This window comes from Prevotella sp. oral taxon 376, assembly GCF_003043945.1.
Taxonomy (GTDB): Bacteria; Bacteroidota; Bacteroidia; order Bacteroidales; family Bacteroidaceae; genus Prevotella.
In genome coordinates this window covers 162,012-181,542 of the sequence record NZ_PYXG01000002.1, presented here as the reverse complement: position 1 = coordinate 181,542, position 19,531 = coordinate 162,012, and the positions used below count along the sequence as shown (strand labels likewise).

The 19,531-nt window shown below is 45.4% G+C and carries 22 protein-coding genes and 1 other RNA gene; 14 read left to right on the top strand and 9 right to left on the bottom strand.

Annotated features, from left to right (window positions below):
- Positions 1-5 precede the first annotated feature (5 nt).
- The 7 genes from map to rnpB all read right to left on the bottom strand — a co-directional run bounded on the left by map (position 6) and on the right by rnpB (position 4,174).
- Positions 6-869 carry a type I methionyl aminopeptidase gene (gene map / locus C7120_RS10240; protein WP_107621591.1) on the bottom strand — a complete coding sequence of 288 codons (864 nt, stop codon included), beginning with the start codon at positions 867-869 and terminating at the stop codon, positions 6-8.
- A 143-nt stretch (positions 870-1,012) separates the two neighbouring features.
- Positions 1,013-1,492, bottom strand: coding sequence for an SsrA-binding protein SmpB (smpB, locus tag C7120_RS10235; RefSeq protein WP_107621590.1), 480 nt, complete (start codon positions 1,490-1,492; stop codon positions 1,013-1,015).
- Entirely contained in the window at positions 1,489-1,995 is a 507-nt protein-coding gene (locus C7120_RS10230; RefSeq protein ID WP_107621589.1) for a DMP19 family protein, read from the bottom strand. Before C7120_RS10230 ends, smpB begins: the two co-directional genes overlap by 4 nt.
- A gap of 391 nt (positions 1,996-2,386) precedes the next feature.
- On the bottom strand, positions 2,387-2,869 hold the full coding sequence (gene trxA / locus C7120_RS10225; protein ID WP_107621588.1) for a thioredoxin: 483 nt from the start codon (positions 2,867-2,869) through the stop codon (positions 2,387-2,389).
- 56 nt (positions 2,870-2,925) lie between these two features.
- A complete protein-coding gene (locus tag C7120_RS10220) occupies positions 2,926-3,333 on the bottom strand; it encodes a YkvA family protein (protein WP_107621587.1) in 408 nt (135 codons plus the stop codon).
- A 7-nt stretch (positions 3,334-3,340) separates the two neighbouring features.
- The gene (locus C7120_RS10215) at positions 3,341-3,748 is read right to left on the bottom strand and encodes a hypothetical protein (protein ID WP_233247087.1); all 408 of its coding nucleotides are present in this window, start codon (positions 3,746-3,748) and stop codon (positions 3,341-3,343) included.
- Positions 3,749-3,780: 32 nt separating this feature from the next.
- Positions 3,781-4,174: RNase P RNA component class A (gene rnpB / locus C7120_RS10210), an RNA gene on the bottom strand.
- Between the two features lie 381 nt (positions 4,175-4,555).
- On the opposite strand from rnpB, the gene C7120_RS10205 reads away from it, so the two are divergent.
- The 7 genes from C7120_RS10205 (at position 4,556) to C7120_RS10175 (ending at position 10,143) form a co-directional block, all read left to right on the top strand.
- Complete coding sequence (locus tag C7120_RS10205; RefSeq protein ID WP_107621586.1) at positions 4,556-6,022, top strand: S1C family serine protease; 1,467 nt, start codon at positions 4,556-4,558, stop codon at positions 6,020-6,022.
- A gap of 138 nt (positions 6,023-6,160) precedes the next feature.
- Entirely contained in the window at positions 6,161-7,024 is an 864-nt protein-coding gene (locus C7120_RS10200) for an RNA polymerase sigma factor RpoD/SigA (RefSeq protein WP_107621585.1), read from the top strand.
- Positions 7,025-7,039: 15 nt separating this feature from the next.
- Positions 7,040-7,549, top strand: a complete 510-nt coding sequence (locus C7120_RS10195; RefSeq protein WP_146154257.1) for a hypothetical protein — start codon at positions 7,040-7,042, stop codon at positions 7,547-7,549.
- A gap of 47 nt (positions 7,550-7,596) precedes the next feature.
- Positions 7,597-8,484 carry a hypothetical protein gene (locus tag C7120_RS14055; RefSeq protein ID WP_199220696.1) on the top strand — a complete coding sequence of 296 codons (888 nt, stop codon included), beginning with the start codon at positions 7,597-7,599 and terminating at the stop codon, positions 8,482-8,484.
- Positions 8,460-8,945, top strand: coding sequence for a S24/S26 family peptidase (locus C7120_RS10185; protein ID WP_107621583.1), 486 nt, complete (start codon positions 8,460-8,462; stop codon positions 8,943-8,945). Before C7120_RS14055 ends, C7120_RS10185 begins: the two co-directional genes overlap by 25 nt.
- A gap of 4 nt (positions 8,946-8,949) precedes the next feature.
- A complete protein-coding gene (locus C7120_RS10180) occupies positions 8,950-9,219 on the top strand; it encodes a PqqD family protein (RefSeq protein WP_107621582.1) in 270 nt (89 codons plus the stop codon).
- Between the two features lie 54 nt (positions 9,220-9,273).
- The gene (locus tag C7120_RS10175) at positions 9,274-10,143 is read left to right on the top strand and encodes a hypothetical protein (protein ID WP_107621581.1); all 870 of its coding nucleotides are present in this window, start codon (positions 9,274-9,276) and stop codon (positions 10,141-10,143) included.
- Positions 10,144-10,299: 156 nt separating this feature from the next.
- Here the strand turns inward: C7120_RS10175 and C7120_RS10170 are convergent, their stop codons facing one another.
- The gene (locus C7120_RS10170; protein ID WP_107621580.1) at positions 10,300-12,507 is read right to left on the bottom strand and encodes a S9 family peptidase; all 2,208 of its coding nucleotides are present in this window, start codon (positions 12,505-12,507) and stop codon (positions 10,300-10,302) included.
- Positions 12,508-12,593: 86 nt separating this feature from the next.
- On the opposite strand from C7120_RS10170, the gene C7120_RS10165 reads away from it, so the two are divergent.
- Entirely contained in the window at positions 12,594-13,505 is a 912-nt protein-coding gene (locus C7120_RS10165; RefSeq protein ID WP_107621579.1) for a TIGR01212 family radical SAM protein, read from the top strand.
- Here the strand turns inward: C7120_RS10165 and C7120_RS10160 are convergent.
- Positions 13,484-14,287: a gliding motility protein GldB gene (locus C7120_RS10160; protein ID WP_107621578.1), complete on the bottom strand. Its 804-nt coding sequence runs from the start codon at positions 14,285-14,287 to the stop codon at positions 13,484-13,486. The genes C7120_RS10165 and C7120_RS10160 overlap by 22 nt on opposite strands.
- Before the next feature lie 3 nt (positions 14,288-14,290).
- On the opposite strand from C7120_RS10160, the gene C7120_RS10155 reads away from it, so the two are divergent.
- From C7120_RS10155 to C7120_RS10135, 6 genes are all read left to right on the top strand, one after another.
- Positions 14,291-14,716, top strand: coding sequence for a hypothetical protein (locus C7120_RS10155; protein ID WP_107621577.1), 426 nt, complete (start codon positions 14,291-14,293; stop codon positions 14,714-14,716).
- An 89-nt stretch (positions 14,717-14,805) separates the two neighbouring features.
- Positions 14,806-16,371, top strand: a complete 1,566-nt coding sequence (locus C7120_RS10150; RefSeq protein WP_107621576.1) for an acyl-CoA carboxylase subunit beta — start codon at positions 14,806-14,808, stop codon at positions 16,369-16,371.
- A 26-nt stretch (positions 16,372-16,397) separates the two neighbouring features.
- Positions 16,398-16,550, top strand: a complete 153-nt coding sequence (locus C7120_RS13975) for a hypothetical protein (protein ID WP_158267371.1) — start codon at positions 16,398-16,400, stop codon at positions 16,548-16,550.
- Between the two features lie 6 nt (positions 16,551-16,556).
- On the top strand, positions 16,557-16,985 hold the full coding sequence (locus C7120_RS10145) for a biotin/lipoyl-containing protein (RefSeq protein WP_107621575.1): 429 nt from the start codon (positions 16,557-16,559) through the stop codon (positions 16,983-16,985).
- 137 nt (positions 16,986-17,122) lie between these two features.
- Positions 17,123-17,950 (top strand): glycogen/starch synthase, encoded by an 828-nt coding sequence (locus C7120_RS10140; RefSeq protein ID WP_107621574.1) that lies wholly within the window; start codon positions 17,123-17,125, stop codon positions 17,948-17,950.
- Positions 17,951-17,964: 14 nt separating this feature from the next.
- The gene (locus C7120_RS10135; protein ID WP_107621573.1) at positions 17,965-19,377 is read left to right on the top strand and encodes a DUF4270 domain-containing protein; all 1,413 of its coding nucleotides are present in this window, start codon (positions 17,965-17,967) and stop codon (positions 19,375-19,377) included.
- Positions 19,378-19,531 lie beyond the last annotated feature (154 nt).

Sequence of the window (19,531 nt, the reverse complement as noted above, 5' to 3'; positions counted from 1 at the left end):
TGTTCTCAATAACTTAAGATTTCAACGCCGTTATCGGTCATCAGGAAGGTGTGCTCCCATTGTGCCGACGGCATCTCGTCCGCGGTGATAACTTCCCAGCCATACGGGTCGTCAGCATCTATAAAAACTTTCCATGTGCCCATATTGATCATTGGCTCAATGGTAAAGACCATGCCGGGAACCAACAGCATGCCCGTCCCTCTGTGCCCATAGTGCATTACATCCGGCTCTTCATGCATGGCAAGGCCTACCCCATGCCCACACAAATCGCGCACGACGCTGAATCCGTTTTTCTCCGCATGCTTCTGAATGGCATGCCCGATATCACCGACAAAGCAATAAGGTTTTGCCGCCTCCGCGCCAATATCAAGGCACTCCTTAGCTACACGAACGAGCTTCTCTTTCTCTGGAGTGGTTTTTCCGCCGATAACGAACATGCGGGATGCGTCCCCAAAATATCCGTTTACGCTCAAAGTCATATCCACATTGACGATGTCTCCCTCTTGAAGGACATCTTCTTTCTTCGGAATACCATGGCAAACAACCTCGTTAATACTGGTGCATACACTTTTCGGGAAGCCTTCATAGTTAAGACTTGCTGGTATCGCATTGTGCTCTTTGCAATATTCCATGCAGATGTCGTCAATGTCCTGGGTTGTCATTCCTACATGAATTTCGGCAGCAACAGCGTCTAAACAGCCCGTATTAACGGCACTGGCAATACGGATTCCCTCTATTTGTTCAGGAGTCTTCACCAACTCACGCGTTGGCACTTCTTTCCCCTTATTCTCCCAATATATTATGGTTTTGTCAAGTTCCGTAGGTTCCTGCCCCGGCAGGCAATGCCATCTTCTCTTCTTCTTAAACATCCGTTTCTTTTTTTATTCCGATGCAAAATTACTTCAATTTAGATATAACGCCAAAAGATGTGCGGTATTTTTAAAATATTTCACTTAAATAAAAGCGAGGAACATGTCTGTGTACTTTCTGAGAAAACAAACTTATAGCACCATTAATAGTGCTTCATGGCTTTGTCCATCTCCCGCCGGTCTTCCTTTTCCTTCAGTGTCTGGCGCTTGTCAAATTCCTTCTTGCCCTTGGCCAAGGCTATGTCCATCTTGGCTCTTCCGTGCTCATCGATAAAGATGAGAGTGGGAACGATGGTATAGCCGACATCCTTGCTTGCTTCTTCCAGCCGGCGTATCTCACGTTTGTTGAGTAGTAATTTGCGGTCGCCCTTGGCCTCGTGATTGCTGAAAGACCCGTAGAAATAGGGACTGATATTCATTCCCCGAACCCAAATTTCCCCTTTTTCGACAACACAATAGGAGTCTACGAGCGAGGCCTTGCCGGCGCGGATCGACTTGATTTCCGTTCCGGTAAGTACCATCCCCGCGGTATAGGTGTCGACAAAGTAATATTCAAAAGACGCCTTCTTATTGCGTATCTGTACAGGACTTTTCTTTCTTATGTCTTGCCCCTGTTTGTTCATTGTTCTATCGTTGCGAAATCCTCTATATGCTCGTCAATATAATGAGCAATGGAAGCAGTGAACTCCTCCTCATGTTCCAAGAACTCATCGTCGAGCTCGTCGAAAGCAGGATGTTTTTCAAACAAGGCCATGAATTCCTCGTCTGAACAATCCCGCTCTATTTCGTCATGATGCGCGAAGTAGAGCTTATGCCCTTTCCGAATGAGACTACACAATTGGGGTAAGCCCCACTCGCGAATGGCCTTGTCAAAAGGATTGCGAAAGATGAACGCTCCCCATCCATTATGAATCAGCTGAACGAATCCACCGTCCATGACCTCGTCGTGCAAGGCCTCCCAACCGAGCAAGGTTATTTGGTCGCTGCTAAGCTCGTGCATGTTCTCCGCGTTCAGATTGCCGCCTATTGCCTCGTGAATTGCTTTCAGAAAGGCCTTCACAAACTCGTCCATTCCGGCTTCGGCAGCTTCCTTAAGAACAGAATCCCGAATCTTCACTTCTTTCATGATGCAAAGATAAATATAAAAAATGGAATATGAAAGCGAATTTTTAAAAATCAAATAATGCTATCAGCATTAAGGCAACTCTTGATATCAGCAGATAGTTCATAGTTGCCCGGAAATGAGAAAGAGGCTTTCTATCCCCCGTTTTCCCATCTTCCTGTCGAACAGATAGTAGCTTATGCTTGACAAAATCGCCGATTTCGTCCGACAATTTCGCCGATTTCGTCTGACAAATTCGGCGATTTTGTGGAATGGGAAGCCGCCTTTTATAGCTTAGCTGTCTATATCCCATAAAGCAGGTCTTCCGTTTGTCGCTTTCTTATGGCAACTTCAGATACGGAGCGCATTTATCTATCTGTTTTGGATAAATGCGGGATGCAGGATGTTTTCTTAATTACTTGAGCAGTTTTTCCTTGATGATTTTTTCAAGGTCTGCTCTTCCCATAGCCCCGACTTGCATCAGCGGTTGTCCCTTTATTGGGATGAAGAGCAGGCTGGGAATAGATTCTATTCCAAACATGGAAGCCAATTCACGCTGTTTGTCGACATCGACTTTATACACTTCAAGTTTTCCTTTATATTCAAAAGCTAAAGAGTCTAATATCGGCGCAGTTATCTTACACGGGCCGCACCAAGTAGCATAAAAGTCTATTATGGCCGGGCGAGTACCTTTATAGGCCCATTTATTGGGATTATTCTTCATGTCCATAATCCGCTCATTAAACATTTCCAGGGTCATTTCCATTGTGTTCTGCTTCTTATCAGAAACAGAATCCGGACTTGTCTGCGCAATTTTCTGGTTCGCATTTTTATTGGAACAGCTGGAAGTGAAAATTCCCGCGAATAGCATTAGTGCCAATATGTTTCTAACTTTCATGTTGTGTTTATGTATTTTTAGTGAATAAACAGGGGATAAAATCTTGAATAGGAGCGTTAGACGGGGTCTTGATTAGGGTCTTCAAGAAAAAGATTGTCGGCTTCTTTGATTTCGTCCTCGTCAAACCATTTGGTCAGCTTGGCCTTTGCTTTTTCCTTAACTTCCTCGGAGACCTCGTTCCATACCTTATGAATTACATAGATTAATACGGCAAGATCGTCGCTCAACCCTGCCAGTGGGATAGCGTCGGGAATGACATCCACGGGAGAAATCAGATAGCCAAGTGCCCCGATGATGATGGCCTTGTCTTTCACTGACACTTTGTCGCTGTCAAGGGTATAGAACAATAAGAGTGCCCCGTAGACCATCTTGGCTCCGGCGCGCTTGGCAATTCTTTGTATTTTCTCGACAAATCCTTTTGGAGTGAACTTGTCTTTGTATTTCATAAAATCAGGTAAACCCATAGTAAGCTTATTCGTAATTAAGAACCTTATCTATATAATTCTCTATTTTCGCGTCGTACAGACGCCTTAATCGAATCCTGCGAATGAGGCGTTGTATGCCGGCAACCAGCAAGGCAAGTACAATTCCGATTGCTATTGAGATGAGCGAGCCGCCCAACGCGCCTCCGGGAAGACTTTCCTCGGGAAATGCAGCAGCGATAATGACAGGAAGGACAATCAGTATGCCCGCCTGGGTATATTGGGATTTTTCCGACCCCAGACTGTCAATCAGCGCCTGTTTGTCAAAGAGGTAGTCGTCCAGCAGTTCTTTCGTTATGCCGTAATCTTCCGGCATGGGGAAACCGGCCGTCTTTCCGAACTTCTTTATCTTATCGGTTACGCTGTGTTCAAAATCGTTCAGGATGCTATCTTCCATAATGGACAAATTGATGATGAGACATAAAAAAGGAAAGCAGACTCCTGATAAGCCGGGTTCTGTATCCTCAAAGAGGAGCTTCATCATTTATCTACTGCGCAAGTCGCCCTGCGCCTCAAGCATTCTACCCTCCATCGCAGCAAAGCTTCGGGCGAGCAGCCCTCAGGCGATGGTATACATGAACTTGCAACCTCCAGCGGCACGGCACAGTGATCACCCACTGCCCGGTGGTCTCTTACACCACCTTCTCACCCTCACCCGACTTGCCTGTTCTCCTTGCGAAGTTCAGTATTGTATCGGGCGGTCATTCTCTTCTGCCTTACCCTATTGTCGCCAATAGCTTCTATTTTCGGAAGTGGAGTGCTCTCTGTTGCCCGGACTTTCCTCTCGTCTTTCATAAGACCAGCGACAAAGCCGGGAGTCTGCCATTCCGTTGCAAAGATAGTATTTTTTCTTAGAAAGCAAATACTCTGGGGGCAAAAAATAAAAACAGGATGTATGTAATTGCATCTACAGTAATAGAAGAGGCGTTGGCCGGCTGGGCTTTAAGGGCTGTCAAGATTATAAATGAATGTAAAATTAAGTGTTGCCGAAATTAAGATAACTTAACCGAAGAAAAAGAAATGTTAAAATGAAATAAAGATAATGGACATAATGGCAGTTTAACAAACTTTGCGCCTATTTTTGCAGTTAAATCAAAACAGTGGGAATTGCAAGCGTCTTAACAGATATGACTGCTGTAAAGGCGGGAATCATCCTCCCAAACTTGTAGAAAAAAGAATAGAAACTAATTAAATATTTTAAGGTATGAAAAAGATTTCAAAGTATTTGCTTGCGGCTATGTGCGTCGTAGCATTGGGATTGTCAGCAGGCTCACTCATGAAGGTTTATGCGGCAGAATCATCAAGTCCTTCTGCCGTACCTGGTCAGCCGGTTGACTTGACATACGCAACGGACAAAGCCTTGCCCGCTGTCGTACATATCAAATATGTTCAGAATTCAAAAACACAGACTGTAGATGTGCAATCAAGTCCATTTGACGATTTTTTCGGTGATTTCTTCGGATTCGGACAGGGACAGGGCGGCACGCGCAAACAGCAGATTCAAACTCCCAAAAAAGAGGCTACGGGAAGTGGCGTGCTTATCAGTTCCGATGGCTATATCGTTACCAACAACCATGTGGTAAGTGGTGCTGATGAATTGACAATAACATTGAATGATAATCGTGAGTTCTCTGCACGCATCATTGGTACTGATCCCTCGACGGACTTGGCACTTATAAAAATCAATGGCAAGGACCTTCCCACTCTTCCCATCGGCGACTCCGACAAGCTGAGAGTCGGCGAATGGGTAATCGCAGTAGGCAATCCCTATGGCTTGAACAACACCGTAACCGCAGGTATTGTCAGTGCTAAGGCTCGTTCACTATATGCCAGTACAAATGGAATAGAAAGCTTTATACAGACTGATGCAGCGATAAATCCGGGCAACTCGGGAGGCGCTTTGGTCAATACGCAGGGGGAACTTGTCGGCATCAATGCCATGCTTTATTCACAGACTGGATCTTATAGTGGTTATGGCTTCGCTATTCCGACATCTATCATGAACAAGGTTGTGGACGATTTGAAAAAATACGGTACGGTTCAGCGTGCGGTCCTTGGAATCAGCGGAGGGGATGTACTTAACTATATCAACGCCCAAAAAGAAAAGGGCGTAACGGCAGACCTTGGAACAAACGATGGAATTTATGTGAATGGAGTGGATGCAGATGGAGCTGGTGCCGCGGCAGGCCTTGAGAAGGGCGATGTCATCACCAGTGTTGATGGCAAGCAAGTCAAGAAGATGGCAGAACTGCAAGAAATGCTTGCAAAGAAGCGTCCCGGGGATCAGGTTACCATAACCTATCTCCGCAACAAGAAAAAGATAAGTAAGACCGTAACTCTAAAAAACGCCCAAGGTAACACGAAAGTTGTTAAGACGGCCGATCTCGATGTGCTCGGCGGCAGTTTTGCTCCTGTTGGCAATGAGATTAAGGAGCAACTGGGGATTGCTTATGGTCTTCAAGTATTGAAAGTTGGGAAGGGCGCATTTAAGAATGCGGGTATCAATGCCGGTTTTATCATCCAGAATGCGAATGACTCTTCTATCAAAACCATTACCGACTTGCAGGATGCCGTGAAAAAAGCATCTACAAGCAAAGACCCCGTACTCTATATTAAGGGTATTTGGCCCACCGGTAAGCGTGATTATTTTGCTGTTCAAGTTAACGAATAAATAATCTGAAAAGGTAAAATATCATATTGGGGGGAGCAATGTATAATTGTTCCCCCTTCTCGTAAAAAGATAAGGAAAAATTTGCTCATATTAGGTAAATTGAGTAAATTTGCATTGAAGCATAAAACCGGATGCCTAATGAGACAGCTAAAAATCACAAAATCCATCACCAATCGAGAGACCCAATCACTCGATAAGTACTTGCAGGAAATAGGACAGGAAGATCTTATCACTGTTGAGGAAGAGGTGGAATTGGCTCAGAAAATCAGGGAAGGGGACCATAAGGCACTTGAAAAACTGACGAAAGCCAATTTGAGATTTGTGGTTTCTGTTGCCAAGCAATATCAGAATCAGGGATTGAGTTTACCGGACTTGATCAACGAGGGAAACCTCGGACTAATTAAGGCTGCCGAGAAATTTGACGAAACCAGAGGGTTTAAATTCATCTCGTATGCCGTATGGTGGATTCGTCAAAGCATTTTGCAGGCAATTGCAGAGCAAAGCCGCATTGTAAGATTGCCCCTTAATCAAGTGGGCTCTGTCAATAAAATCAATCGGCTGCTCAATAAATTCGAGCAAGAAAATGAACGCCGCCCAAGCATTGATGAGATTGCGGAAAACATAGATTTGCCTGAAGACAAAATAGAAGATGCCCTCAAAGTGAACAACAACCGCCATGTTTCCGTTGATGCGCCATTCATGGATGGAGAGGATAACAGCCTGTTGGACATTCTTCCTAATAATGATGCTCCTTTGGCAGACAAAGAACTGGTCATGGATTCTCTGAGAGAAGAAATTTCCAGGGCATTATCCACTCTCAATGAGAGGGAGCGCAATATTATCGAGTGCTTTTTCGGTATCAATCAACCCGAAATGACATTAGAGGAAATTGGCGATAAATTTCAGTTAACTCGAGAAAGAGTTCGACAGATAAAAGAGAAAGCTATTCGCAAACTTAGAAAGAATACAAAGAACAAACTCTTGAAATCATACTTAGGGTAATAATAAATCAAAGAAATGGGAAGTAAATTGGAATTGAGATTAAAAGTGATATTTACGGCCTTAATGCTATTGGTCGCAATGAATGTATCAGCATCTAATAAAAAAGCCACCATATATGCTTTTGGATTTTCAGCTTCATTCAATGATTCTACTGTTTATTTCACGGATGTCCAACAGATAGATAATGCCACCATAGAATCCAAAAGTAAGTTCTTGTCGGGTCGTACTGAATATGCAGACCAGTTTCGCGATTATTTTAACTCAATCGGATTGGAGCATCGCACATGCATCATCTTATATAGCTTGACTCTGAAGAATGCGGAGAAAAAACTTGTGAAGTTACGCAAGAGATATTCCAAGGATGGGCATTATAAGGTTAAGTATCTGACAGGGAACGAGTTCAAATTCAAAGTTGTCGGTCATGAAGAGCAAGTAACAGAACTGCCAACTCCTAAAATCGACGAAAGCAAGAAGAAGGGGAAAAAGCTTCCCAAAGAAAACCGGATTACAGACGATTCTCAATAAAGGGATTGAATTATGTCCCGTTAGGTATTTTTCACTAACACCGTTTCATGGATAGCATCAACCATTTCCAAATAGCTGAACTGAATATAAGGATTATCTTCAAAGAAGGTAGCCTTAATTCCATGACTCTTCTTCCATCCTTCGAACCCTTTCGGGTAAACGAGCTTAAAGGGGATCTTTTCTTCCAATTGACGATAGATGACTCTTTAAGGCCGATTCCAAAAAAACGAAGGGAACGAATCCGGGCTTTTGATACAGGTAATGGGGATACGATCGTAGACAGGATAGATGATGGCGGGTATCAATATATTATCAAAAACATTAATGGAGCTGATTGCTGCCTGTTAGAAAGCGACAAGAACTTCCGCGAATGCAAGTGTGCCCTAAACGGTAATTATAACATGCGCTCCTTCGGACTCAACAATGCCCTCATGCTGATCTTTGCTTTTGCCGGGAGCAGGAAACAGGTGTTGCTGATCCATGCCTCGCTGGTTCGGCAGAAAGGATATGGCTATGCGTTCATCGCCAAAAGTGGAACAGGAAAGAGTACACAAGTCAGCATGTGGCTTCGTTATCTGTCTGGCTGCGACTTAATGAATGACGATAATCCCATTATAAGGATTATTGATGGTGAGCCATTCATCTATGGCAGTCCATGGAGCGGCAAGACACCATGCTATCGCAATGCAAAAGCTCGTTTGGGAGCAATAACTCGAATTGACCGGGCAGAAGCCAACAGCATCGAGAAGCTTCCCCCAGTCGAGGCATTTACCTCCTTCCTCCCGTCGTGCTCGGCCATGAAATGGGATATCGACATCTACAACAGAATCTGTAATACCATCACCAAGGTGGTCGAGACAACAGGCATTTACACATTACATTGCCTGCCAAACCGCGAAGCAGCAGAAGTATGCAACAAGGCAATATCGAGATAAGGGAAGTCCAGTTCTCTAATGCGGAGCTCCTGCCGGAAATCGTGAAAATGATGGACGAAGGGCACACCGTAACCTTACGGTTGAGGGGCTACTCGATGCGTCCGTTTCTCGAGGACAACAGAGACAAGGCACTCATGGCAAAGGCAAAAGATTTTAAAAAGGGAGATGCCGTATTGGCAGAGATTGAGCCCAAACATTTTGTCTTGCATCGTGTCATAAAGATTAGTGGAAATGATGTAATCCTACGAGGAGACGGTAACCTTAGTACCGAACATTGCACGAAAGAAGATGTGAAGGGCTTTGTCATAGGGTTCTACAGGAAGGGTCGGGAAAAAATGGATAAGACCAACGGCCTCAAATGGACACTCTACTCACTTGTATGGGGAGCGCTCTACCCCATCCGCCGCTATCTGCTCGCCGCCTACAGGCGAATATGGCTAAAACTTTTCAAACCGATATAAGAATATGAAAGCAAAACCAGGTTTTAATCTCCGTGAAGTGTGTGGGGAAAATATCATTGTTGCAGAAGGTAAGGAGAACATAGACTTCAGCAACATCATCAGTATGAACGAAAGCTCCGCATATCTCTGGAAGAAAATCCAGGGGAAAGACTTTACGGCGGAGACCCTCCAGCGGCTCCTTCTTGAGGAATATGAAGTAAAAGAGGATAAGGCACTTGCCGATGCAAAGGACATCGCCCAGCAATGGGTGAAAGCCGGAATCGTGGAAGAATAGCCTGAGAGCCTCCTTCTCGTTATCACTTCTGACCGGAATGTTGGTAGTCGCAAGATGAAGAAAGAGCTTCTCATAGCCATTTCCATGGCTGTAGTTTCCGTACCGGCATCGGCCCAAACAACAATCTTTGGGGATGTCAAGAATACTGACGGGCATCACATCGAGTATGTCAGCCTTAGGGTTGACAGCCAGTACACCATCTCCGACAAAGACGGCAACTTCGTGCTTCGGATACCAGAGGGGCATAGGTCGGACCTTGTTGTCAGCCATTTAAGTTACAAGACCCAGACAATACCCTATGCACAGTACAGGTCGGGAAGCCTTCATGTGCGTCTGGAAGAAAAGGTTCAAACGATTGGAGATGTAACCATTGCCGCTCCAAGAGCCAAGATAGTTAAAGTCGGGCGACAGGGGATGAAGATGCCGGGGGATGCCGCGTTCACGACAAATCCGGAAGATGGGGGCAATCATTTCTACGATTACGAGCTTGGCCCAGTCATAAAACCCGGCAAGAATTACCTTTTGAGGCAGTTCTCCCTGCACATAGATAAGTGCACCTACCAGTCCTGCGTCCTTCGCCTGACGGCCTATGAAGTATGTGGAGGGAATATTGCCCCCGTACAACACAGGCCGATATACATCCACTGCGGCAAGGATCACCAGAATACAGACTACACGCAAAGATTCCTCGACAATATCGTTTTCAAGAAAGGCCATACCTATTATATCGGTATAGCCCTGGTTTCTGCCGAGGGGGCTGGCAGCATCAGCTTCCCTGCCTGCCTCCATAGAGGCTATGCCCACAAACTTGATACGGGCAGAATCAAAAAACTTCCTGCCTCATTAGCCTTAAATCTTAGCGGCATCGTTGTGAAGGAACAGGCCTTGCCGGGTCGCAGCGACCGCGTCCCGAACTCACGGTAACGGCAGACCACCCGTCTTGAGGCCGCCTCCACAAATCTTACACGCCGTGTGTAAACGCATTACAGACAACGAGTAACGAGTTTACACACGGCGTGTAAGAACGCTATATGCAGCCTTTTCCGGGGGCAACCGTATGTGCTCTGGCTGCCTACTGCCTTATTTCAGCTCACTGATAAAGAAGTTTGCCACCTGACGCAACAAGTGATTACGCGTATTGCCACCATATATACTATGATTGCGGTTGGTGTAAAACAGTTCCTTAAAATCCTTGTCTGCCTGTACCAAGGCCTCCGAATACTCAAAACTGTTCTGCGGATGGACATTGTCATCGGCCACTCCGTGGCATATCAGCAGGGAGCCGTGCAGCTTCGAGGCACGCTCTATGGGATTGGTGGCATAGCCTTCCGGGTTCTCCTTTGGAGTCCGCATGTATCGCTCTGTATAAATGGTGTCGTAAAACTTCCAGTTTGTGGGGGGAGCTATTGCCACTCCTGCCCTAAACACATTGCGGCCTTCGCTCATGCTCATCAGGGTGTTGAAGCCTCCAAAGCTCCACCCCCAGATGCCGATACGGTCTTTGTCCACATAGCTTTGCTTGCCCAGCCACAGGGCTGCCTCCACCTGATCCTTTGATTCCAGGTCTCCCATTCTCAAATAGACTGCCTTCTCGAAGCCCGAGCCACGGCCTCCTGTCCCTCGTCCGTCAACAGAGACGACGATAAAGCCGTGCTCCGCAAGATAATAATCAAAGGCCCCTCCCTGCCCCATGCTGCCGGCACTCCATGAGTTTACGACCTGCTGACTGCCCGGACCACTATACTGGTGCATGATTACGGGATATTTTCGGGAAGCGTCAAAGCCTGCCGGCTTTATCATCCATCCGTCAAGTTTCACCCCCTCGGGTGTCGTAAACGAGAAGGCTTCCTTCTTTGTCCATCCATATTGAGCCACCTTTGACCTTAAGGCCTGATTGTCCTCAAGTATTGAAAGAACTTTCCCGTTCTGGTCGCGCAGTGTATATAAATAAGGTGTATTGTAATCGCTCCATGTGTTTATAAAGAATTTATAGTCTCCGGAAAACATCGCGGTGTTCCAGCCTTCCTTATCGGTGAGCCTTTCCGTCTTTCCGTTCTTGTGGGAAACATAGACCTGACGATCGTGAGGGCTTATTGCCGCAGCCTGATAATATACATCTCCCGTGGCTTCATCATACCCGTATACATCCGTTATGTCATAATTGCCATCGCCAATCTTCCTGATCTGCGTCCCTGCCATGTTGTAAAGGTAGAGATGCATGTAACCATCACGATCACTGGGGAGAAGAATCGTGCTGTGTCCCACAAGCACCCCTTCCACAGCTTCTTCTTTCACATAACATTTCGATTCTTCCTTTATCAGCAACCGGGCTACAGTCGAACGAGGGTTGACCATGTAAAGATTCAGCTCATCCTGGTGTCGGTTCATCGTGTAGACAATGATTTTCGAGGCGTCGGCCGTCATTTTGATTCGTGGAATATAGCCTTCTGCCTCCAATGGTATTTGCAGTTTATAAGTCTGATGGCTCTTTATATCATAGCTCCACGCCGATACGATCGAATTATCTTCACCTGCTTTAGGGTACTTATAGGAGTAATCTCCCGGGTATGAGGCAAATTCCATCATCTCCGGCTGCAACCCTTTAAACAACTGCAAGGAATAGGTTTTGACTTTCCGCTCGTCGTATTTAATCCAACAGAGCATTGTCCCATCCGCATTGAAGCAGAAGGCCCGGTTGAAGCCGAACTCTTCCTCGCTCACCCAATCTGGGATACCATTCATGATTTCATTGAATTTCCCATCTTTGGTAACTTGACTTTCCGCGTTGTCATATAGCAGTTTTACGAGAAAGAGGTTATTGTTGCGGACAAATGCTATCTGGTTTCCGTCTGGCGACCATAAGGGCACCTGCTGCTTGCCGTTGTCTGAAAGTTTTTCAAGCTTTGTCGTTTTAATGTTGTAAATATAGAAATCAGCCTTATAGGATCGGCGATAGATTCTTTCGGTATTAGTGGCAATCAGCATTTTGTCTCCTTTCGGTGAGAACATATAGTTGTCAAAACGACTTATTTTCTCCCCCATCGTATTGTCCACATCAAATAAGACGGCGGTCTGTTTGCCCGTTTTGAAAGAGTACTGGAGAATCTGCTTGCCGTCTTGAGATATGCGGGCATACTGATCCGTCCCATCAATAGGATAAATGCCGCTGATGGTCTTGGCTGCAAAAGCTCCTGAAGTGATGTCTTTAATGCTCATTTTCTGCGCACTTACCGCAACGGAAGAGACCGCTAAAAGCAATGCCATGGTCGAAAGAACTTTCTTTATCATATCTTAATTTGTTTTATTGCAAAGATACTAAAAGATTGCCAAACAAGCAGTGTTTTGGTTTCTTTTTTGTAAATTTGCGGCAGAATATGCGGAAACATTTCAATGATTACGGTTCCTGGATCCACTCTAAATTCCCATTTAAGGTTCAGAAGATATCCATCGACGCCGGTTTTTCCTGTCCTAACAGGGACGGGAGAATCTCTCAGAGAGGATGTATCTATTGCGACAACCGTACTTTTAATCCCTCATATTGCAATCCTGGGAAAGGCATAAAAGAACAAATCCGGGAAGGAAAGATATTCTTCGGTCGGAAATATCCTGACATGAAGTACCTCGCATACTTTCAAGCCTTCACAAACACTTATGCTCCGTTAGACGACTTGAAGAGACTCTATGAAGAAGCCCTGCAAGATCCTGATATCGTGGGGCTTGTAATTGGCACGCGCCCTGATTGTGTTTCTGACGAATTATTAGATTATTTAGCTGAATTAAGCCATAAGACCTTCTTGATTGTAGAGTACGGCATTGAGAGCGCAAACGATGAAACTCTCAAGCTGATAAATAGAGGACACGGCTTCAAATGTTGTGAAGAAACCATCCGAAAAACACACGAGAAGGGCATCATTACAGGCGGTCACATCATCCTTGGCCTGCCGGGAGAAGACTGCAACGAGTCGTTAAGGCAAGCCCCTATTATATCTTCTCTCCCACTCAACATTCTGAAAATCCACCAAATGCAGGTAATCAAAGGGACTAAGCTCGCAAGAATGTATGCCGAACACCCATTCCATCTCTATTCCGTGGAAGAATACATCGAGCTGATAGCCCGGTATATTCAGTTTCTTCGGAAAGACCTGGTATTGGAAAGGTTTGTCAGCCAGTCGCCTTCCGACCTTCTCATAGCCCCGAAATGGGGACTGAAGAACTTTGAATTCACGCATCTCCTGACAAATTACCTAAGAAAGAACGGCATCTATCAAGGCATGATCTTGGAATAATCGTCCAAGGCAAGCAGTTCAGATACCGTCAGCCCCTTGTGCAATGTCATGAAATTATCTATGATACGGGTGTATTCTGTGTTAAAGAATGGCGTTTTCAAAGCCTGGTTCGTTACCCACATCACCTTTGCCATATGAAGGTCGTGCTCGAGCTGGGTACGCCTTTCGAAATCTTGAATCGGATAAAGGCTCAAGAGATAGAAGGTTACGCAGTCCGGAACGATGTAGGAGCGGGTCATAGACTCCCGCTGCTGATAGCTGTAATACTTCTCGTAAAGCGGATAATTCTCGCCCATATACTTGTCCAGGCAAATCCCTATGCTCTTGTCGCCTATGATGATGCTCTGATCCAAGGCGCCGATTTGCGCATAGACCCGCGGTATGGAAAGACCCGGGATCTGCTCCTTCAAATAATCGAAAGCCGCATTCAATCCCTTGTTCAAATCGTCCATATTGGCATATTCGGCCTCCGTGTCGGAAATGAGCGTCAGCAATGTAGAATCCTGAAAGAAGCGAAGAAACTTGGAACTGATTTCCGGATCATTGACTTCACCAATCTGCAGAACCTTCTCCAACAAAGTTCGGGTCTCCACGGGAAACTCGGTGTTCATCCTTTGCAAGGCTGAAAAATCACTGGTGGTGAGATAGCGGCTCTCCAAACGGTCATAACGCAGCACTTCAATGCGGGCATTATGATCTTCGTCCCCATACGGCCTCTGCTTAAGCTCACAAGCCGTAAAAAGAAACAGGGTCATTAAAATGACAAGATAGAGATTCTTCACCTTATGTCAACAATCTTTGTTTTTATAGAGGCAAAAATACTAAAAAACATTTTTAATTCCAAATTTTTTGCTAAAAAACTTAAATATTTTCGTGGAATTTCCCGTTTTAACTTAAAATCGCAAAAATCTCCATGGGAGCTCAAGGCGTACTTTTGTTTTTCTCCCCTTAAGGAGAATTCCCATCAGGAGGGGCTGCATAGAGCAAGAAATGCCGACAACCGGTTTACAAAATCGGCGAGATTGTCGGACGAAATCGCCGATTTCGTAAGGAAGGAAGCCGTCTTTCGCTTCATGACCAGCCGGCAGCAGCCCGAAGAAATGTGTTTTCTCCCATTATCTATAGGCATCAATGCCGGAACAAAAGGTGTGGACGGTTACATTATTTTATTAAAAAACAGCCAACTTTTTTCATATATCAAGAATTCTTAGTACCTTTGCAATGTTTTTTAGACACAAGGAGGCCTGTACTCAAAAGCCTGTTTTGGAACACAATAAAGAAATAACTATAAGATTCAATTATGAGTAGACAAGTTGAAAAGATCAAGGACCTGATTGCCAAACGCGAGCAGGCCCGCCTTGGAGGCGGCGAAAAAGCCATCGAGAAACAGCATGCCCGCGGCAAATACACGGCGCGGGAAAGAATCGAGATGCTGGTCGACGAGGGCAGTTTCGAGGAATATGACATGTTCAAGCTGCACCGTTGCCATAACTTCGGCATGGAAAAGAAGCAGTATTATGGCGACGGCGTGGTAGCCGGCTCGGCAACCATCGACGGAAGACTGGTATATGTCTATGCCCAAGACTTTACCGTGAACGGCGGCTCGCTGTCAGAGACCATGGCACAGAAGATCTGCAAAATCATGGATATGGCTATGACCATGGGGGCGCCGGTCATCTGTATGAACGACTCTGGAGGTGCCCGTATCCAAGAAGGCATCAACTCTCTTGCCGGCTATGGCGAGATCTTCGAGCGCAACATCCTTGCAAGCGGCGTGGTTCCCCAGATCTCTGCCATCCTCGGGCCGTGTGCCGGAGGTGCCGTTTATTCCCCCGCTCTGACCGACTTCATCTTTATGAAGGAGCAGACTTCATATATGTTCCTTACCGGACCGAAGGTTGTAAAGACCGTAACGGGCGAGGACATTGACGCCGAACATCTCGGTGGGGCAACCGTGCATGCCACAAAAAGCGGCGTTACGACTTTCACGGCAAAGACAGAAGAGGAATGTATGGAGATGATCAAAACCTTGCTCTCCTATATTCCATCTAACAATATGGAAGAGGCTCCACGCGTGGAATGCAACGACCCGATTGACCGCAAGGACGATTTACTCAACGAAATCATCCCCGACGACCCCAATATGGCCTATGACATGTATAAAGTCATCACCGCCATTACCGACAATGGTGATTTCTTTGAGGTGCAACCCAAATTCGCCAAGAATATCATCACAGGTTTTGCCCGCTTCAACGGGCAGAGCGTAGGCATCGTTGCCAACCAGCCTTCGGCCTATGCCGGCGTTCTCGACACGAATGCCTCTCGTAAAGGAGCACGCTTCGTGCGCTTCTGCGACGCGTTCAACATTCCTATCGTCAGTCTTGTGGATGTGCCAGGCTTCCTGCCGGGCACCGGTCAGGAATATAATGCCGTCATCCTTCACGGAGCCCAATTGCTCTATGCCTATGGTGAGGCTACTGTTCCAAAGATTACCATTACGCTCCGCAAGAGCTATGGCGGAAGCCACATCGTGATGGGATGCAAGCAATTGCGTGCCGACCTGAACTTTGCATGGCCAACTTCTGAGATTGCCGTGATGGGCGCATCCGGGGCGGTTGCCGTCCTCTCGGCTAAGGAAGCCAAGGCCAAAAAGGATGCGGGAGAGGATGTCAAGGCTTTCCTCGCAGAAAAGGAAGAAGAATATACAGAGCTCTTTGCAAATCCCTATCAGGCTGCGCAATATGGCTACATTGACGATGTTATCGAGCCTCGCAATACCCGTTTCCGCATCTGTCGCGGTCTGGCTCACCTTGCGACGAAGAAGCAGAGTCTGCCGGCAAAGAAGCATGGCTGCATGCCTATGTAACCCGAAAAAATGAATATCAATTGAAGATGATGGATAAGAACATATATGCAGCCATTGCCATGGCCATATTCGAATATCAGGGAAACAATGTGCACGACAAGGAAGCGGGGCTCATTACGATCAAGCAACGCCCCACTCTCTGGAATGCAAAGTTCTTGAGTGTAACACCAAAACCATAAAGAGGAATGAAAGAATTTAAATATACCATTGGTGGTAAGGAATACAAAGTTGCCATCGGTGAAATCGACGAGAACAATGTAGCTGAGGTTACCGTGAACGGAGAGAGCTACAAGGTGCAGATGGAGCAAACTGCCGAACCGGAGAAAGCAAAGGTTGAGCTCGGCAAACCAACTGCAGAAGAGCCTGGAGAAACTTCAGCTTCCGCAGCAAATGTAAATACGGCCAATGCCATCAAGGCGCCGCTTCCTGGCACAATCACAAGTATTGAGGTTACTGTTGGCCAGGAAGTTAAGGCGGGCGACACCGTTGTGGTCCTTGAGGCCATGAAAATGGCAAACAACATCGAAGCTGAAAAAGACGGCACGGTTACCGCTATCTGCGTAAAGCCAGGACAATCAGTTCTCGAGGAAGACGCTCTCGTTGTAATTGAGTAAAATTTACAACAAAAGCAAAAATAAAAAGCAAAATACAAAAATTCCCTAATAAAGCGTTCACTTTTGTTTGAAAAACAGCAAAAGTGGACGCTTTCTCAAAAAAAGAATGTATCTTTGCATAACCAACTATAACTGATATGGCAAAGAAAATATTATTCATCAACCAGGAGATAAACCCTTTTGTACCTGAAACAGAAATGTCGGTTATGGGGCGTGAGCTCCCCCAGACGGCACAAGAGGCTGGATTCGAGATTCGCAATTTCATGCCCAAATGGGGAACCATCAATGAGCGCCGCAATCAGTTGCACGAGGTAATCCGTCTCTCTGGAATGAATCTTATTATCAATGAGAGCGACCACACGCTGATCATCAAGGTGGCCTCTATCCCAACTTCCCGTATCCAAGTATATTTCATAGATAACGAAGACTATTTCTCGAAGCGGCAAATGGAAAAGAACGAAGCAGGCGTCGAATATTCTGACAATGGCGAACGCGCCATCTTCTATGCCCGCGGCGTATTGGAAACCGTGAAGAAACTCCGCTGGGTTCCTGACTTGGTAGTATGCCACGGATGGATATCCGCCGTTATTCCTTTCTATATAAAGACGGCCTACAAGGATGAGCCTTCGTTCTCCAACAGCAAGGTGGTTATGACACTTTATGAGAAACAGCTGACAGATAACTTGTCTGACAGATTCAAGGAATGTTTGGAATTCCGTGATGCCAAATCCAACTTGCTAAAGAATTATAAGGATAAATTTGACTTTTTAGAATTGGGCAAACTCGCAATTGACTACAGCGATGGTGTCATCGAGGGCGGTAAGGATGTCAACGCAGAACTTCTCGGCTATGCAAAGGACAAGGAAATCCCCCTGCTTGATTTCCCTGGTTATGGCAATACCGATGCCTATACAGATTTCTACAAAAGCCTTATAGGACAAGAAAAACAGAAAGATTGCTTTTAGATATACACAAATTAATGAAACCAAAGTTCTTCGCAGGTCTTGTACTTGCATCTTTCGTTTTCGCATCTTGCGACACAACAACAGATTCATTGGGGATTTCCATAACGGATATCGCCGATAATCTGACCATTAAAACAGATACTTTCACGGTAATGACACGCTCCCTGAAAGCCAACTCTGTATTGTCTCGTACAACAACAGCTTATCTCGGCAAGGTCCGCGATCCGGAGACAGGAGCGTATATTACAGGCGACTGTATGATTCAATTTCATAATTTAGAGAATTACGAGTTCCCCAAGAAAGATGATATACGGAGTCTGAAAGATGGAGAAGTAATTGCTGACTCGGTAGAAATCCGCCTCTATTATGACACATTCTATGGGGATTCGCTTGTGCCAATGAAAATGAGCGTCCATGAACTTGACAAGCCTCTTGCTGACGGGAATTATTATACAGACTACGATATTGAAGGAATGGGCTATCTCCGTAAGAACGGCCCGATTGCAGAACTGCCTTATACGCTGACAGACCTTAATATTCCGGAAAGTCTCCGCAAGAAAAGTTCATACCGAAAGAATATTCGCATAAACCTTGACAAGTCCTATACTGACAAGGAGGGTAACTCCTATAACAACTTTGGCACATATATTATGCGTACTTACTATAAGAATCCGTCTTATTTTAAAAACGCATACACATTCATACAGAATGTCGTGCCGGGCTTCTACTTTAAGAGTGAAAGCGGTCTTAACTCCATGGCATATATCTCGGCAAGTCAATTGAATGTGTATTTCAGGTACAATTATAAGGATAGCATTTACACCGGAATCGCATCATTTGCTGGTACGGAAGAGGTTTTGCAGACAACGCATTTCACCAATGACAATCATGTCATAGACCAGTTGGTGGCTGATAACACCTGCTCCTACCTCAAATCTCCTGCCGGTATCTTTACAGAGATGACATTGCCAATAGACGAGATTGTAAAGGGACATGAAAATGATTCAATCAATTCGGCCAAGATAAGCCTAAACCGCATAAACAATTCCACGAATAGTGAATATTCGCTCGATGTCCCATCAACAATATTAATGATACCAAAGGCGCAGCTTCATTCTTTCTTTGAAAGCAATAGTCTGCCTGACTATAAGTCATCGTTTCTCGCTACATACACAAATAGCACCAATACATATACCTTTAACAACATCTCGGGCATGATTAGCTATATGAACAAACACCGCACGGGAAACGATTGGAATAAAGTGGTATTGATACCAGTAAATGCAGCATACACGACCGTGAGCTCATCAACGATCCTTACGAGCATAACGCATGACATGTCGCTTACAAGTACGAAATTAGTGGGGGGGCTCAATAATCCGGGCTCACCAATAAAGATAGGCGTAATCTATTCTAAATTCAAGTAAATGGCAGATAACTTCTTAGAACGCCATAGGGATGAATATGAGGCTCGAAAAGCGGAATGGTTACTCCGAAAGAAAAGCCCTTATAAAACAAATAGAAGTTTGGATAAACCCGAAGATGAAAGTTTATAGGCAACGATGGCATTCCCTATATGTG